Source organism: Candidatus Omnitrophota bacterium (assembly GCA_028716245.1).
GTDB lineage: Bacteria > Omnitrophota > Gorgyraeia > Gygaellales > Profunditerraquicolaceae > UBA6249.
Window position 1 is genome coordinate 308,700 of sequence record JAQUQW010000001.1, and the last position, 15,807, is coordinate 324,506.

Genomic DNA, 15,807 nt, shown 5'->3' on the forward strand with positions numbered 1-15,807 from the left:
ATGGAAGAGAATAATTTAAAATCCGCTGTTGAAGCATTAATTTTTGCATCCGAAAGGCCCGTTACCTTAGAGCAGATAAAAAAGGTCCTGGGGATTACGGATAATGCCAGCGTAAATAAAATTATTGAAGAATTAAGAAGCGAATACGAAACTCAAAATAGGGGTATCCGCGTAGTCGAGGTTGCCGGAGGGTTTCAGATGACCACCTGCGCTGTTTTTGCCCCCTTCTTAAAAAAACTATTTAAGAACCGTTACAGCGATAAGTTATCCCGGCAGGCTCTTGAGAGCCTGGCGATTATTGCCTATAAACAACCGTTGACCAAGGCCGAGATTGAATCTTTAAGGAACGTGAATGTCGATGGGGTGATGAAAAGCTTACTTGATAAAAATTTAATCCGCGTTTGCGGAAGAAAAAAGATCCCCGGCAGGCCTTTTGTTTTTGGGACAACCCGGGAATTCCTGGAGCATTTCGGTTTAAAATCGCTGCAAGATTTGCCAAAGATCGAAGATTTCACGGTGATGGCGCAAAAAAAGGAAGAAGAGGCCGGTATAGAGCCGCTTAGCCAAACAGACCTGGAGGTTAAAGAATGAGCCTGGATAGATTGCGTAACGAAATTGATTCGCTGGATTGTAAATTAATTAAATTATTAAATTTACGCGCCGAAGCGACCAAAAAGATCGGCAAAATCAAGATTAATACCGGTAAAAGCATTTATACGCCGGAAAGAGAGATGGAAGTTTTACGTAAAATTATTTCTTTAAATAACGGCCCTTTAAAAAACGGGGCTCTTGAAGCCATTTACCGGGAAATTATGTCGGCGGGACTGGCTTTAGAGAAGCTTTTAAAAATTGCGTATATGGGGCCGCAGGCGTCTTTTAGTAATTTGGCCGCTTTAAAGAGATTTGGATCGCAGATGAGTTATATTGCCTGCGGAAGTATCCCGGAAGTATTTTTAGAAGTAGAAAGAGGCGCGGCAGATTACGGAGTTGTTCCGGTAGAGAATTCTATTGAGGGGGCAGTGACGCATACTTTAGATATGCTTGTGGATTCGGATCTAAAGATTTGCTCCCAGGTGATTTTGGATGTTTCACATAATTTGCTGGCTAATTGCGCAAAAGATAAGATTCGCCGAGTTTATTCTAACCCGCAGGTTTTCGGGCAATGCCGAATCTGGCTGCAGAAAAATCTGCCCAACGCAGAGTTAGTGGATGTATCCAGCACAACCCGGGCGGCGGAAATGGCCAAGAAGGAAAAAAACAGCGCGGCTATCGCTTCGCTATTGGCTTCTAAAGTCTACGGTTTAAAAATAATCGCTTCCGGAATACAGGATTCTTTGCATAATATTACGCGTTTTTTAGTGGTTGGTAAAAATGTGGCAGCCAGGACCGGGCATGATAAAACATCCTTGCTTTTTTCGATCAAGGACCATATCGGGGCCCTCTATGAGACGCTCCTGCCTTTTCGTAAATACGGGGTTAATCTTACCAAGATCGAATCCCGGCCGTCAAAAAAGAAAGCCTGGGAATATTATTTTTTTGTGGATATTTCCGGGCACAAAGATGACGCTAAAATACAGAAGGCGTTAAAGGAATTGGAACATAAGTGTACTTACTTAAAAATATTGGGATCTTATCCGGTTGGAGAATAATTCAAAGTGAATAGTTTGGTTTGTAAAAGTGTTCTGAATGTTAAACCTTATGTTCCTGGCAAGCCTATTGAGGAAACCAAAAGGCAGCTAGGGTTAAAAGAAGTAGTTAAGCTGGCTTCCAACGAAAATCCTTTCGGGCCATCGCCAAAAGCGGTCAAGGCAATGCAAAAAAGTTTATCCGGGGTTAACCGTTATCCGGATGCCCAGGGATTCTATCTAAAGAAGCGCCTGGCCAGGCACTTTGGATTAGCTGCGGAAAATTTTGTCCTGGGTAACGGTTCCGATGAAATAATCGATGTTTTGATCAAGACTTTTGTGGAAGCGGATGAAAATATCGTAACCAGCGATACAACTTTTCTTGAGTATGAGATTATCGCCCAGGTCAATAGCCGCAAGGTAAAAAAGGCGCCTTTGCGCTATTTTAAATATGATTTAGGGGCGATCCTGAAACTGGTGGATAAGAAAACCAAACTGGTTTTTATCGCCAATCCCAATAATCCTACCGGCACCTATGTTACCAAATATGAGGTTGCGGATTTCCTAAAGGCATTGCCCAAACGGGTCATTGTTGTTTTTGATGAAGCTTATGATACTTTTATTGATGTAGATGATTATCCGGAAAGTTTAAGTTACCTTAGAAGGAAAAAGAAGGTGATTATCCTCAGGACTTTTTCTAAAGCATATGGTTTAGCCGGATTACGTTTGGGATATGCGATCGCCGATCCGGAATTAGTTTCTTATATGGAGAGAGTACGCCAGCCCTTTAATGTCAATATCCTGGCCCAGGTGGCGGGACTGGCGGCAATCGCCGACCGGGATTTTTTAAAGAAAACCCGGCGGCTGACCTTAGAAGGCAAGGATTTTATTTATCAAGCGCTAGCTAAAATGGGTTTAGGGTATGTGCCTTCAGTGGCTAATTTTATTTTAATTGACGTAGAAAAAGACGGTCAGGAGGTATTTAAATCCATGCTTAAATTCGGGGTGATTGTCCGGGAAATGAGCCAGTACGGCCTTAAGAATTTTATTCGCCTGACTATCGGCAGCCAAAAAGAAAACCAGAGGTCAGTGCGCGTCTTAAGGAAAGTTTTAGCATCCCGCGCCTAAAGGAGAACATTAATGATTATCGTCTTAAAACCTCAAGCAACCGAAGCAGAAGTTAACCACATTATCGAAAAAGTAAAGTCTTTGGGCTTGACTCCGCATGTTTCTAAAGGTTCGGAGAGGACAATTATCGGGGTTATCGGCCCGGAGGACGTATTAAGGGTCACTCCTTTGGAAGCTTTTCCCGGGGTAGAAAATGTTATTCCGGTACTGGCGCCTTTTAGGCTGGTTTCCCGAGAGTTTAAGAAAGATGATTCGGTAATCGATCTGGGAAAAGGAGTAAAGATTGGCGGTAAAGAGATAGTGATTATGGCCGGACCCTGCACCATTGAAAATATCGACAGCCTTTTTGAGATTGCCAGGGAAGTGAAGAAAGCCGGAGCAACAGTATTGCGTGGAGGGGCTTTTAAGCCCAGGACATCTCCATATAGCTTTCAAGGTTTAGGCAAAGCAGGGCTGCAGATGCTTCGGGAAGTAGGTAATGAATTGAGCCTGGTTACGGTAAGCGAGGTAATGGATAGCCGCGATGTGGCCTTAGTTGCCGATTATGTGGATGTTTTGCAAATTGGCTGCCGGAACATGCAGAATTTCAATCTTTTAAAAGAGGTGGGAGCGACTAAAAAACCGGTAGTCTTGAAACGCGGAATGGCTTCTACAGTTAAGGATATGCTAATGTCGGCGGAGTATATTCTAAGCGCGGGGAACTTTTCGGTAATCCTTTGCGAAAGGGGAATTCGCACATTTGAAGATTCTACGCGCAATACTTTGGACATAAGCGCGGTGCCGGTTGCCAAGCAGCTTTCGCATCTGCCGATTATCGTTGACCCTTCGCATGCTGCCGGAAAATGGGGCTTGGTTCCGGCATTAGCTAGGGCTGGTATTGCCGCAGGGGCAGATGGCTTGATTATCGAAGTGCATAATCATCCCGAAGAAGCTGTTTCTGATGGCGCGCAATCACTGGTTCCGGATAGATTTTTAAGCCTGATGGGTGAACTCAAAAGCATTGCCAATTCCATAGGAAGAAAAATTTCATGAAGATGTTTAATAAAGTAGTGATTATCGGTACCGGCTTAATCGGAGGGTCTCTGGGGCTGGATTTAAGAAAAAAGCATTTGGCTGGTCAGGTTATTGGCTTAAGCCGTAAAAAAGAAAACGCAAATTTAGCCAAAAGAAGCGGAGCGATTGATTCTGTCGGTCCATCTCTAGACGTAGTCAAGGACGCGGATCTGGTTATATTGGCTGCTCCGGTTGATGCGATTATGGATATGGCGCCTAAAATCGCCGATAAATTAAAAAAAGATTGCATAGTTATCGATGTTGGCAGCAGCAAAGAAAAAATAGTCTCCAAATTAAGCGCTCTTATCCCGAATTTTCTTGGCTGCCATCCTTTGACAGGCTCAGAGAAAAGAGGAGCCGCTAATCTTGGAGCGGGTATTTTTAGCGGTTCGGTTTGTGTTATTACCCCCACCCCTAAAACCGTCAAAAAAACATTAGAGAAAATCAAACTGCTTTGGCAAAAATTAGGATCTAGCGTGGTTATTCTTTCTGCGAAGAAACACGATCGGATTTTAGCTTCTACCAGCCACCTGCCGCATACGATAGCTTTTTCATTGATCGGCTCAGTCCCGAATCAATTCTTAAACTTAAGTTCGGGGGGGCTAAAGGATACTACGCGAATCGCTTCTTCCGATGCCCGCCTTTGGAGCCAGATTTTCCTAAGTAACCGCGGTAATTTATTGGCCGCGCTTTCCTCCTTCCAGGTTAAACTCAACGCTTTAAAGCTTGCCTTAAAAAATAAGAATAAAAAACTTTTAACAAAAATTCTTGCATCTGCACAGAAAAAACGAAAGAAACTAAGATGATTATTGCTGTTGACGGCCCATCCGGGGCGGGAAAAAGCACGGTCGCCAGGATCTTAGCTAAGAAATTGGGATTTCTATATATTGATACCGGAGCAATGTATCGGGCCTTAACCTTAAAAGCGTTAGAAAATAATGTGCCCATTAATGACCAGTCGCGGATTTTTAAGCTCGCCGAAGGAGCGAGGATAGGTTTACATAATAATCCCGATGGATCATTAAGTGTTATTTTAGACGGCAAAGACGTTTCTTTAGATATTCGCAGGCCCAGAATCACCCAAGTAGTTTCTGATCTGGCTAAGATTAAAGAGGTGCGCCAGGTATTGGTCAAGCTGCAGAGAGAACTTGGCCAAAAAGGGGATTGCGTTTTAGACGGCAGGGATATTGGCACGGTAGTTTTTCCTGACGCGGCGAAGAAATTTTTTATCGATGCATCCCCGGAGGAGCGGGTAAACCGGCGCTTTAAAGAATTAAAAGGCTTAGGGCAGAATGTTTCAGAAAATGATGTTGCCAAAGATTTAGCCAATCGCGATAAGATCGATTCTACCCGCAAGGCTTCTCCATTACGTAAGGCAGAGGATGCAATTTATATTGATACTACCAAACTTTCTATAGAGCAGGTAGTAGGTAAAATGATGGAATGTATAAGGTAAATGGATAAATCTCTCTTAAGGAATTTTTCGATTATCGCCCATATTGATCATGGTAAATCTACTTTGGCTGACCGGATATTGGAGATAACCGGAGCGGTTGATCTGCGCCATAAAGGGGATCAACTGCTTGATGATATGGAACTGGAAAAGGAACGAGGAATTACCATTAAAGCTTCAATGGTCAGGTTGAATTATTTTTCTAAAAAATTCAATCAAGAGTATACTCTAAATCTTATTGATACTCCGGGGCATGTTGATTTTACTTATGAAGTATCTAAATCTTTGGCTGCCTGTGAAGGCGCTATCCTGGTGGTTGATGCCGGGCAGGGGATTGAGGCCCAAACCGTCGGCAATTACTATCTGGCATTAGAAAATAACCTGCAGGTTATTCCGGTAATCAATAAAATTGATTTGATTTCCGCGGATATCCCTAAGGTAAAATCGCAGGTGGAAACCGTTTTAGGTTTTAAGGAGGAGGAAATTATCCTGGCATCAGCAAAGGAAGGGCGCGGTATTATTGAAATTTTAGATAGAATTGTGGAAACGATTCCGGCTCCCGCAGGACAGGCGGATAATCCGCTTAAAGCATTAATTTTTGACTGCCGTTTTGATCCTTTTAAAGGCGTGGTAGTCTTTGTAAAAGTAATTGACGGGCAAATTTTCCCTAAAACCCAATTAAAAATGTTTAATGCCGGCAAAATTTATAAGATTGAAGAACTGGGGGTCTTTAAGGATTTAAAATATTCTGCGGTGGACTCCTTAACCTGCGGAGAGGTCGGTTATTTTACGGCTAACCTGCGTGACCCGCGAGAGGTGGTTATCGGAGACACAATTACCGACCCTAAAAATCCCTGCGCTCAAGCTTTACCGGGTTACCGTAAAGTAAAGCCCCTGGTTTTTTGCGGAATTTATCCGGTTAATCCGGCGGATTTTCCGGAATTACGCGATGCTATGGATAAGTTAAAACTTTCCGATGCTTCTTTTGTGTTTGAGCCGGAAAATTCCCAATCATTCGGGACAGGTTTTCGCTGCGGCTTCCTGGGGCTCTTGCATATGGAGATTGTCCAGGAAAGGCTGGAGCGGGAGTATAACTTAAACCTTATCCTCACCGTGCCCAATGTAGTCTACCGCATAAAAACAAAATCCGGAGAAGTTATCGAAGTAGATACGCCGGCCAAGCTTTGCGCTCCACAGGATATCGATGAGGCTCTTGAACCATATGCCAGTTTGCTAATGATCGTGCCGGTTGATTCTATCGAAGCGGTTTGCGATTTTAGCAAATCCCGCCGGGGAATTTTTATTTCAAATGAATATTTAGGCGAGGACCGCGTAAAGGTGGTGTTTTCTATACCTCTTTCTGAAATAATTGTCGATTTTTATGACCGGATAAAATCGATTACCCGCGGCTATGGCTCAATGGATTACGAAGTTAAAGAATATTTATCGACAAAATTAGTGAAACTGGATATACTGTTAAACGGCCAGATTTGCGACGCTTTTTCTTCCTTAATGTTTAAAGAAAAGGCCACCTCAAGGGCCCATCTTTTAGTAAGTAAATTGAAAGACCTGATTCCCCGGCAGCTGTTTGAAGTATCGATCCAGGCAGCGGTAGGAAGCCAGATTTTAGCTTCTGAGAAAATACGTTCAGTAGGCAAGCATGCCACAAGTAAGTGTTCTGGAGGGGATATTACGCGTAAGCGCAAACTCTGGGAAACCCAGAAAAAAGGCAAAAAAAGGCTAAAGCAATTCGGTAAGGTCGAGATCCCGCAAGAAGCATTTTTGGAGGTATTAAAAATATGAGTTTAAAAAAGAAATCGGTTTTGCGCGATTGGGTTGAATCAATTATCGTTGCCTTTATTTTGGCTATGGTGATCCGGACCTTTGTCGTCCAGGCTTTTAAGATTCCCACTGGGTCAATGCGCATGACCTTGTTGGAAGGAGACCTTATACTGGTAAATAAGTTTATTTACGGGGCAAAAGTCCCTTTTACTAGCCATCGCCTGCCCGCGGTACGCCAGCCAAAGCGGGGGGATGTGGTTGTTTTTATTTATCCCGAAGATAAGAAAAAAGATTTTATTAAAAGACTGGTTGGCCTGCCGGGAGAAACCATTGAGATTAAAGGCGGTTCAATTTATGTAAATGATAAACCGGCACCCGAGCCGATCTTTAATCAAATTTATTATTATAATCGGGGCGATTTTGCTTCCGAAGGCCAGAAGATCCGCGTGCCCGCTAACAGTTATTTTGTTTTAGGAGATAACTCTGTTTCTTCAAAAGACAGCCGTTATTGGGGTTTTGTGCCTAAAGACGACCTGTTGGGCCAGGCCTTGATTGTTTACTGGCCGCCGCAGCGGATCAGGTTGATTAAATGAATATAGCCAATAAAATTTCGACATTTCGTATTTTAAGCGTGCCATTTTTTATTGCCTGCTTGCTATACTATGCGCCAGAAAGGGCCTATCTAAAAGACTTGGCCTTAGTCATATTTATCCTAGGAGTAATCTCTGACGGCTTAGACGGTTTTATCGCCAGAAAAGCCAAAATACAATCAAAGGCCGGATTGATTTTAGACCCGTTAGGGGACAAGTTTTTATTAATGAGCGCATTTATATTCCTGTCTCCGATAAGCAGATTAGAGTTGAAGTTTCCGCTTTGGGTTAGTTTTATCGTGATTTCGCGGGACCTGATCATAATTATGGGGGCAGTGGTTATTTATATGGTCAAACAGTGTATTGATGTTTATCCTACAAAATGGGGGAAACTTACAACTACATTCCAGATGCTTTCGGTTATTTGTATTTTATTACAATGGAGGCTGGTTGCCTTGATTTGGTGGTTGGCGGTGATTTTTACCGTTATTTCGGGGATAGATTACGTAAAGAGAGGATTTAAAATTCTATATGCTTTGGACAATCGCCGCGTTACTGCTTAGTTATTTATTAGGCTCTATACCGACAGCTTATCTTTTTGGCAAGGCCCTGAAAGGGATCGATATCCGTAAAGTCGGTTCAGGTAATGTGGGAGCAACCAATGCCTTGCGCGTTTTGGGAAAAAGGGCTGGGATTACAGTTCTGTTTCTAGATATATTAAAGGGTTTTGTCGCCATTATTTTACTGGGAGATTTTTTTGCGGATAAACCTCATTTATTGCAAGCACAGAACTTACGTATTTTCATGGGGTTATGTTGTATTTGCGGCCATAACTGGACGATATTTTTACAGTTTAAAGGAGGAAAAGGAATTGCCACTTCTTTTGGGGTATTGCTTGGCCTCTCAATGAGAGTGCCTGGATTAAACATAGTAATGGGATTAATAATTTTAACTTGGTTTCTCGTTTTTTTTAGCTTCAGAATGGTCTCGTTAGCTTCGATCATGGCAGCCTTAGCCCTGCCAATTTTCTGCCTCTTTTTCAAACAGCCGTTTTCGCTCACATCCTTGAGCTTATTGCTTTGTATTTTCGTCATCATTCGACATTCAACAAATCTAACCAGGATATTCCAAGGTAAAGAACCCCGCCTTTATTAAAGCAAACGCTTTCTTTTTTCGGCAAAATCGTATTGATTCGGCCGAGTTTTACCTGCATACTTTTCTTACCCATCAGCCACAGAGGGAAGCAAATATGCAGGCTCTGCTTTACAAAAACCTAACTTCTTCCGACCGCAGCCGTAAAATCATTACCAGTTCAGAGGTAACTGATAAAGAAGGCATCCACAGCGTGGTGCGCCGGCATTTTGCCTGTATGGTAAAGCAATTAGAAAACGAAAAAGCGGAAAAACAACAGCCTTATCTTTATGTCTTAAAAGAAAGGAATACCAAACAGAAGCGGGAGCATTTCTTTTGCAAGATAAAGGGGGGCCTTCTGGCGGAAAACAAGGGAAAATTACTGCATATTGCATTCGTCCACACCTTAAGCGTTGAGCTTACCGCCTCGGAAAAATTAAGCGGACAAATCAGCTGATTTTTGTTGACATAAATTTCAAGTTGTATATAATAATAGCAATATGAAAAAGCTATTATTCAAATACAGTGGCAGAGCGCTAGCAAGTTTGGCGCTTTTATCTTTATCGGCTGGTTTGGTTTTTGCCCAAAGCCAGGCGGCAGATTATCTTTGTGAATTGGGTAAAACTTTCTATTCTTTAGGCAAGGTTGACGATGCCCTTTCCGAATTTCATAAGGCCCTTCTGGCGGATCCTGCCAATGAAACTGCCAAATTGTATATTAATAAAATTTTTAATCAAAACTTGAATTCTTCTTCTGAAAATATGGCCCCCGTAAGCGCTCCTGTCTTAGAAGCTAACAATTCAACTGAACCCAAAAAATATATGAGTAAAGAACAGGCTATGGATGAGGCGATGCTTAAGATGGAACCCAATACTGCCTCAAAAAAAGAGAGCAAAGGAATAAAGGCCGGGCCGCTTACCATAAGCGGACAGATGCAATTAAGCTTTGGCGTAACTGCCGATGATTTTATCTGGAAAAGGGCTAATTTTGATTTAAATGAAAAATCGAAAAGCTGGCGGATGAGTTCAGAGGCGGGTTTTAATAACCGGTTCAATACTTTTGATCCCCGGATCTACGATGGCTTAGCTGTTAATTTAGATACGGAAAATAAAGAAGGCTTCAATCTTCATTCCAATCTTACGGTTGACCCCTGGAGTTTTACCGGTAAGAGCAGTAAAACTACCATTACCAACGGTGGAGACCCCGCCGAAGTAGAATTATTATATTGGTCAAACACCGGGCTTGTGGTAAATCACACTGTTTACGGGGCGCTGAAAGGAACCACTCTTAATATTCCGGAGCTAAAGGTTGTTGATGAAAAAACTACCGCGACCACGATTAATGGCTTTAATATCCCGAGCATGAAGATCCAGCGCCAGTTTCAGCCGGTGCGTGAATTATGGATGGATTACGCAAATGACCAGATAAAATTCCGCGCTTTCCCCATGGGCCTGCAGGATCAGGCTTACAGTTCCGATGATCCTATGGGAATCAGCAATCACCATATCTGGTGGAAGGATAGCAGCTGGCTGCGTAGTTATACCCCCGGAGCGGCCCATTCCGGAAACACTCCCGTTGATTTTACCAAAGGCATTTGGGATGATTCCCTTTCATTTCTGACCAAAGATTCTACCGGCAAATACCTTACGGCTTTAAGGGGCTTTTCTTTTAGCTTTTTACCGGATGAAAAATCTTCATTCGATACAACCTTTGCCACTCCTAAGCATCTCTGGCAGGATTACGGACAAGCGGATAACGTGATTAATGCCAGCCGTCTTAAACATTATTTCACTGATAATTTTATGGCTGGGGCAACCTTTACCAGCCGCACGGGCTTTATCACTGAACCTAACCAGAAGCTAGACAGCCAGAATTATGTTGGCGGAGTAGATATTGGTTATGAAATGACCGAAGGATTAAAAGCACAGGCTGAAGTTTTATCCTCCCAATCTTTTTATGATATGAGTAATTCCGTTTTTAAGACACAGGCCCGCGGCAACGCCTATTATTTTTCATTTATCAGCCGTTACCCCCAGAAAAGTTTAATGGATTTAAAATACGGTTACGATGAGATAGCTTTGGATAAAGATGAAGATTACCTGCTGAAATCCAAATTTTACTTAAGCAGGATGGACCGCGGATTTGATTCTTCTCTTTCCAGTTACCATGAAACCCGCCAGGATACCTTTTGGTCAAGGCATATTCATTTTCGTAAACCAATGGATTATTATTCCGCAGGATTATACGATTCTACTACTAATTGGGGGGAGCTTAATTCAACACGGATTGGTGATGGCATTGATGCCGGCAGAAATACCATTGGTTTTCGCGTTGAATCATCCCTGAAAGATAAAGTCTATAACCTTTTCGACGTACGCAATGTCCATAATGTTAACGGTAAATTTATCGAGAATGTGGTGCGCGATGAAGCAACGGTAGGAGTTACGGATAAATTAAGCGCCAAAATTCTGGGTATTTACCAGAAACTTCCGCGTACCCTTGGCGGGACCGATCCGTTTATCTATGACGGCAATACCGGTAATTTTTTTCTCAATGCCGCTGTCCCCGATGGGAATAACCCGTCGATTATCACCGGATCCTTTGGCCTTAATTATGATTTCTTTGATTGGTTAAGTTTAAACGGTATTTACGAACGCACCAATGATTATTATCTGGCTTATGATGGTTTTCCGGCCAATACTTTACGCGACGATACCAATTTATTCGGTAGATTTCATCAAAATGATAACCTTTACTCATTTAAACAGCCGTTTCTTTATAGCCAAGGCGGGTTTCCTCAAGCCCCATACGAATATTATAATGTTTTTAAGACCGGCCTAAGAATAATGCCGATTAATAACCTGGAGCTTTACCTTGATTATACGCGTAATCAATTCGAGAGTGCCGCCCAAAACTCGGATGGGATGAACCATGTTGGCATTGAAATGACTTATATGCCAACTAAGAAGTTCGGAATGGCTTTAAAATATACTTACTCCCGGTGGCAGGATACTGACCGGCTGGTTGCCGGCAACACTAACCCGCTTGGCCACCATAATTTCTTCGGTGAATTTAGATATCTGCCTTCCAGGGATGATGAATTTATCCTGCAATACGGAGAGGGCAATACCAGTAATTTAGGTAACTTTTCCCTTGATCCTTACGGAGGCACCTCCCTCACCATTGATACTGCGCATATCTTGCGCGCCTATTACCGCAGAAAGTTTTAAAACTAGGGAGCGCTTCTATTTTTCTTTCAGAACTATGTAACAAAAAAAATAGAAACGGTCCCTAGTTTTTATTCAAGATAAATATCGATTTGCTTAATTTGGCGTGATCTTACTTTTTGGGCATAAAGCGGGCCAAGCGTTGCGGATTTTATTTCTATAGGGTGATCGTTTTCAAAAATGATTATTTTGGAAATTTTTGCCGCGTTTTTTCCAAAAGTATTTTTTCTTTTCGGATTATGGTAAGTTACCCGGATTTGGCTTAAGAAATTAAAAGCATATTTTCCATTCCTATCGAATAACCAGCCGGCCAGGTTTGGTTTAAATGTTAAATTAAGCTCTCCGTTATTATCTAAAGAAAATGGGCAGGCCCCGGCATTCATGATCAACCAGATATTCAGGAATTCCGCGGTTGAGCCGGAGAGCCTGGCGACAAATCCGTTTCCGTGCAATTTTTTATCGGCAAACACGCTGCTTACCAGAAAAGAGGAATTTTCAAGTATGCTGCGCCCGTATCTTTGCGGGTCCTGGAAAGGGATGAGCACGTTTTTAAATTCCGCGTAAAATTCATCAATCAACCCGCCTTTAAGCAGCTCCAGGATATATTTATACTCCATATGCAGCCAGATGGATTCATTTTCCAGCCAACCGGGAGTGAATACCCGACATCTGCCGATTTCTTCCGGCATAGAACCAAGGTTGGAAGTCACTTTATACATTCTAAGTTTTTTATCAAAAAGCGCGCTTTTCTTGGTTGATTTATGCAAAGACAAGAGATGTTTTTTGTCTTCGGTAAGCCTTAAGGCATGCATTTGGCCTTCAAGAAAGAGAGGGACTGTTTTTTGGGTAAATTTTTTCGGTTTTATACGGTGATCATCAATCAAATCATATTCGGTAATCTCATTAATAAAATATGAATTATAAATCCCTTGCCTGCTGTTAAAAGCTTTGCTTAATCCCAACTCAACTTTCTTTAATGCCGCGTCCACAAAACTAATAAGCTTGGCAACGGCCAAATTTACCGAAATCCCGGAAAAACCAAGGCGTATATTAGAACGGTATGTTTCTTTTAGCGCATTGCTCTTATCCCAATAAGTAAAATCATCCTCAGAGAACAAGAGAGAGAGCCCCTCGATAAAATTAGAGATTTCATCGGCAAGTTCAATTTCATTAATCTTTGAATTTTCTAACGCCCCTTTGATCATCTTAAGCAGGCGTTTTAGTTCAAAGGTTTCACAACTGGAGGAACCCAAAAGCGCCGGCAGCCCGTTAAGAGAATCAAACCAGTTAGGTTTATTGGCTTCCATCTCGATACCGGTACCAAAAGGGTCAAGGGAGGCCAATTTATTCGCCGCCAGGCACAGAAGTTTAGCGATAAGGGTAGTGTAATAGATTTGGCCGCTGCCGGACTGTGCCCTTAAAAGATGCGGATTATCCAAACGTTTGCGCAGTATTTCTTTTTTGGTGGCATCAAGCACAAGGGAGTGCAATTGGCGCGGCAGGCCGTTATAAAGGACGTATCTTTCGCTGCGCGGCCTGACTAATTCGGCGTTATCATAGAAGGAAAAAACTTTTCGGTGAAAGAATAATTCATTAAATCTTTCAGGGTAAATCCCCAGGTAACTGTCGATTAAGTCCAGGTTATAGGTCCAGTGGTCAGTCCAAAAGCCTTCAGCATGCTCAGCTTCCTGTGATTTTAGCGCGGAAGAGAGTATCAGATTTAGAAAATCATCATAAGAACATTTAAGTTTTATTTTATTATCTTCAATAAAGATAATTAACTCACCTGGGGTGAAGGTTTTTTTAAAAAAGGCGCTAAGTTTATCGATATCATTTTTTTCAGCCACGGCTGCCAGCAGCCTGTAAAGATCCAGGTTGTCTTTGAGCAGGAAACTTTCGCCTTTTACGATCAGGGGATTAAAACCGTCAGCCTGGATTAGATTCATGAAGAAGACAATATTTTCATCGTTTATCTCAGGATTAAACCAGGGATCATTGCGCCGGTTTTGGTTTGTATCGCGGTAATTACCGTTGCCTTGGGAAAAATAAGTCGGCTGGAGCACAAACTTATTGTAATCCCTTTCCAGGTCACCGTGTTTACGTGAATAAAGATAAAAAACCACCCCGGATTTAAAAACTTCCGGGTAGCCGCCGCGCATAATGTTATCCAGGTAAGTCTGTCCGGCGTATAAATCAAAAGCTTTAGAGCTGCTTTGAGTTAAAATATCATCTTTTAATTCCCGGATTAGTTTGGAACTTTCCTTCATTTTGGTTTCTATGTAACCGAATTTCATAATTTTTCCAACCGAACTATTTAAAGTTTTGGTGTCGCGGACCTGGCCGATTACCGAATAAAATGTTTTTTGCTCTTTGGCCCCCAGCTCAAGGCTCATTAAAAGCAAAGCGCTGGGAGTTTTACTTTTGGTCATTTGCTGGGCAGGATATTGAAATTTATGCTTGGCCAGGAATTGGGCAGGGTAAGAGAAATCGGTTACTGCCCCAAAAACAGCTTCAGGGTCGACTATTGGCCGGATAAGTTGGGATTTGGTACCATTAAAATGAAAACCCATATAAAAATTCCCGTGCTCAATATGCACTACCTCCGGCCGGTCCGAAGGGTCAACTGCTAATTTATAAAAAGGGACATCATTATTCAGGTTATCGGTATTCATCCAGGCTTCGATAGTGCGGCCGAGTTTCTTCAGGAAAAAATTGTTCGTGCCAAAAGGGACAATCTGCGGCAGACCGTCAATAATCTCCATGGACCTGGGTTTAGGCGACGTATTTTCAATAGAAACGGTCCGGCTTAAGCCGGCGTAGGTATCATTAGGAATATTAAAATATTCTACGCGTGTTTTTATCCCTAATGTCCGGTTTTCTTCTTCCAAAATGAGTTTATCCGAATCTATACGCATAGAGTTGGTTATCTGGTACTTTAAATTCAGGCAGCCGTTGTGAAACGGCTCGTAATAGAGAAGTTTTTTTGCGGATTTAATTTTAATGAAGGTGCGGAATCCTTGGGCAGAAACAAACTGCCAGGATTTATTCGCCGGAAAGAATTCTAAAATCGACTGGTCTTTATCCTTGGTGCCGAAGCTGCTGATACACTGGCCGCGGTTAACGTAGAAGACCCACATGGGGATCCCGTATTTTCCGGCAATCCCCGGAAAAAAGTTAGCGAAAGGTTTGGCGTAATTGTAATTTTGGATAACAAATTCGCCCTGTTTATTTAAATAATACTTTACTTTTGCTTGCTTAGATTTTATTTCCATTTTGGTTTAAGTTAATTAGTAGTATTTTACACATTTTAATGGATTTGTCAATCTCAAGATGTTAATACGACCCTATTTCCCGATTGGTTAGGAAATAGGGTCGTTTGATGGAATCCAGGATGTTGACTTTTAATAAAAGGGTGTTAGAATATTAAGAAATAACACCCCGCGCTACCTGGCGTTTAATTGAATTGCGCCAGTATCCGCCTCGTGGCGGATTATAATGCGGGTGTGCCCTTGTGGGCAAGGAGGTTCTGATGCCAATAGATCAAGAAACGGTTAAACATATCGCGCATTTATCGCGTATCGAATTGCAGCCTAATGAGTTAGAAAAATTATCCGGACAGTTGGATGGCATACTGGGTTTCATCGATAAAATAAGTAATTTGAATATAGACAGGGTTAACCCTACAAGCCATATCTTACCAATCAGCAATGTGTTGCGGGAGGATACGCCCCGCGCTTCTTTATCCCCGGAAAAAGCTCTGGAAAATGCACCGAGCAAAAAAGGGAGCTTCTTTAGTGTCCCAAAGATAATCGAATAAT

Annotated in this window: 14 protein-coding genes; 13 read left to right on the forward strand and 1 reads right to left on the reverse strand. The window is 42.2% G+C overall.

What is annotated here, in order from left to right; genetic code table 11:
- The 12 genes from scpB to PHG87_01760 all read left to right on the forward strand — a co-directional run bounded on the left by scpB (position 1) and on the right by PHG87_01760 (position 11,992).
- The gene (scpB, locus tag PHG87_01705; protein ID MDD5476915.1) at positions 1-591 is read left to right on the forward strand and encodes an SMC-Scp complex subunit ScpB; all 591 of its coding nucleotides are present in this window, start codon (positions 1-3) and stop codon (positions 589-591) included.
- On the forward strand, positions 588-1,649 hold the full coding sequence (pheA, locus tag PHG87_01710) for a prephenate dehydratase (GenBank protein ID MDD5476916.1): 1,062 nt from the start codon (positions 588-590) through the stop codon (positions 1,647-1,649). The genes scpB and pheA overlap by 4 nt, the downstream gene beginning before the upstream one ends.
- A gap of 6 nt (positions 1,650-1,655) precedes the next feature.
- Entirely contained in the window at positions 1,656-2,753 is a 1,098-nt protein-coding gene (gene hisC, locus PHG87_01715; protein ID MDD5476917.1) for a histidinol-phosphate transaminase, read from the forward strand.
- A gap of 12 nt (positions 2,754-2,765) precedes the next feature.
- Complete coding sequence (gene aroF, locus PHG87_01720) at positions 2,766-3,785, forward strand: 3-deoxy-7-phosphoheptulonate synthase (GenBank protein ID MDD5476918.1); 1,020 nt, start codon at positions 2,766-2,768, stop codon at positions 3,783-3,785.
- 2 nt (positions 3,786-3,787) lie between these two features.
- On the forward strand, positions 3,788-4,612 hold the full coding sequence (locus tag PHG87_01725; protein ID MDD5476919.1) for a prephenate dehydrogenase: 825 nt from the start codon (positions 3,788-3,790) through the stop codon (positions 4,610-4,612).
- Positions 4,609-5,262, forward strand: coding sequence for a (d)CMP kinase (gene cmk, locus PHG87_01730; protein MDD5476920.1), 654 nt, complete (start codon positions 4,609-4,611; stop codon positions 5,260-5,262). The genes PHG87_01725 and cmk overlap by 4 nt, the downstream gene beginning before the upstream one ends.
- Positions 5,263-7,062 carry a translation elongation factor 4 gene (gene lepA / locus PHG87_01735; GenBank protein MDD5476921.1) on the forward strand — a complete coding sequence of 600 codons (1,800 nt, stop codon included), beginning with the start codon at positions 5,263-5,265 and terminating at the stop codon, positions 7,060-7,062.
- The gene (gene lepB, locus PHG87_01740) at positions 7,059-7,634 is read left to right on the forward strand and encodes a signal peptidase I (GenBank protein ID MDD5476922.1); all 576 of its coding nucleotides are present in this window, start codon (positions 7,059-7,061) and stop codon (positions 7,632-7,634) included. Before lepA ends, lepB begins: the two co-directional genes overlap by 4 nt.
- Positions 7,631-8,194: a CDP-alcohol phosphatidyltransferase family protein gene (locus PHG87_01745; protein ID MDD5476923.1), complete on the forward strand. Its 564-nt coding sequence runs from the start codon at positions 7,631-7,633 to the stop codon at positions 8,192-8,194. The genes lepB and PHG87_01745 overlap by 4 nt, the downstream gene beginning before the upstream one ends.
- Positions 8,163-8,786 (forward strand): glycerol-3-phosphate 1-O-acyltransferase PlsY, encoded by a 624-nt coding sequence (plsY, locus tag PHG87_01750; protein MDD5476924.1) that lies wholly within the window; start codon positions 8,163-8,165, stop codon positions 8,784-8,786. The genes PHG87_01745 and plsY overlap by 32 nt, the downstream gene beginning before the upstream one ends.
- A gap of 94 nt (positions 8,787-8,880) precedes the next feature.
- The gene (locus PHG87_01755) at positions 8,881-9,219 is read left to right on the forward strand and encodes a hypothetical protein (GenBank protein MDD5476925.1); all 339 of its coding nucleotides are present in this window, start codon (positions 8,881-8,883) and stop codon (positions 9,217-9,219) included.
- Positions 9,220-9,262: 43 nt separating this feature from the next.
- Entirely contained in the window at positions 9,263-11,992 is a 2,730-nt protein-coding gene (locus PHG87_01760) for a tetratricopeptide repeat protein (GenBank protein ID MDD5476926.1), read from the forward strand.
- A 68-nt stretch (positions 11,993-12,060) separates the two neighbouring features.
- On the opposite strand, the gene PHG87_01765 is transcribed toward PHG87_01760, so the two are convergent.
- Positions 12,061-15,261: a cellobiose phosphorylase gene (locus tag PHG87_01765; GenBank protein MDD5476927.1), complete on the reverse strand. Its 3,201-nt coding sequence runs from the start codon at positions 15,259-15,261 to the stop codon at positions 12,061-12,063.
- A gap of 257 nt (positions 15,262-15,518) precedes the next feature.
- Here PHG87_01765 and gatC point away from each other — a divergent pair, with 257 nt between their 5' ends.
- Positions 15,519-15,806 (forward strand): Asp-tRNA(Asn)/Glu-tRNA(Gln) amidotransferase subunit GatC, encoded by a 288-nt coding sequence (gene gatC / locus PHG87_01770; GenBank protein MDD5476928.1) that lies wholly within the window; start codon positions 15,519-15,521, stop codon positions 15,804-15,806.
- Position 15,807 lies beyond the last annotated feature (1 nt).

What these genes read in the sequence shown, in the direction of transcription:
- PHG87_01760 (MDD5476926.1), top strand. Translation starts at nt 9,263, where the DNA reads ATGAAAAAGCTATTATTCAAATACAGTGGCAGAGCGCTAGCAAGTTTG.
- PHG87_01765 (MDD5476927.1), bottom strand. Translation starts at nt 15,261, where the DNA reads ATGGAAATAAAATCTAAGCAAGCAAAAGTAAAGTATTATTTAAATAAA.
- PHG87_01725 (MDD5476919.1), top strand. Translation starts at nt 3,788, where the DNA reads ATGTTTAATAAAGTAGTGATTATCGGTACCGGCTTAATCGGAGGGTCT.
- plsY (MDD5476924.1), top strand. Translation starts at nt 8,163, where the DNA reads ATGCTTTGGACAATCGCCGCGTTACTGCTTAGTTATTTATTAGGCTCT.
- PHG87_01755 (MDD5476925.1), top strand. Translation starts at nt 8,881, where the DNA reads ATGCAGGCTCTGCTTTACAAAAACCTAACTTCTTCCGACCGCAGCCGT.
- aroF (MDD5476918.1), top strand. Translation starts at nt 2,766, where the DNA reads ATGATTATCGTCTTAAAACCTCAAGCAACCGAAGCAGAAGTTAACCAC.
- cmk (MDD5476920.1), top strand. Translation starts at nt 4,609, where the DNA reads ATGATTATTGCTGTTGACGGCCCATCCGGGGCGGGAAAAAGCACGGTC.
- PHG87_01745 (MDD5476923.1), top strand. Translation starts at nt 7,631, where the DNA reads ATGAATATAGCCAATAAAATTTCGACATTTCGTATTTTAAGCGTGCCA.
- pheA (MDD5476916.1), top strand. Translation starts at nt 588, where the DNA reads ATGAGCCTGGATAGATTGCGTAACGAAATTGATTCGCTGGATTGTAAA.
- lepB (MDD5476922.1), top strand. Translation starts at nt 7,059, where the DNA reads ATGAGTTTAAAAAAGAAATCGGTTTTGCGCGATTGGGTTGAATCAATT.
- lepA (MDD5476921.1), top strand. Translation starts at nt 5,263, where the DNA reads ATGGATAAATCTCTCTTAAGGAATTTTTCGATTATCGCCCATATTGAT.
- scpB (MDD5476915.1), top strand. Translation starts at nt 1, where the DNA reads ATGGAAGAGAATAATTTAAAATCCGCTGTTGAAGCATTAATTTTTGCA.
- gatC (MDD5476928.1), top strand. Translation starts at nt 15,519, where the DNA reads ATGCCAATAGATCAAGAAACGGTTAAACATATCGCGCATTTATCGCGT.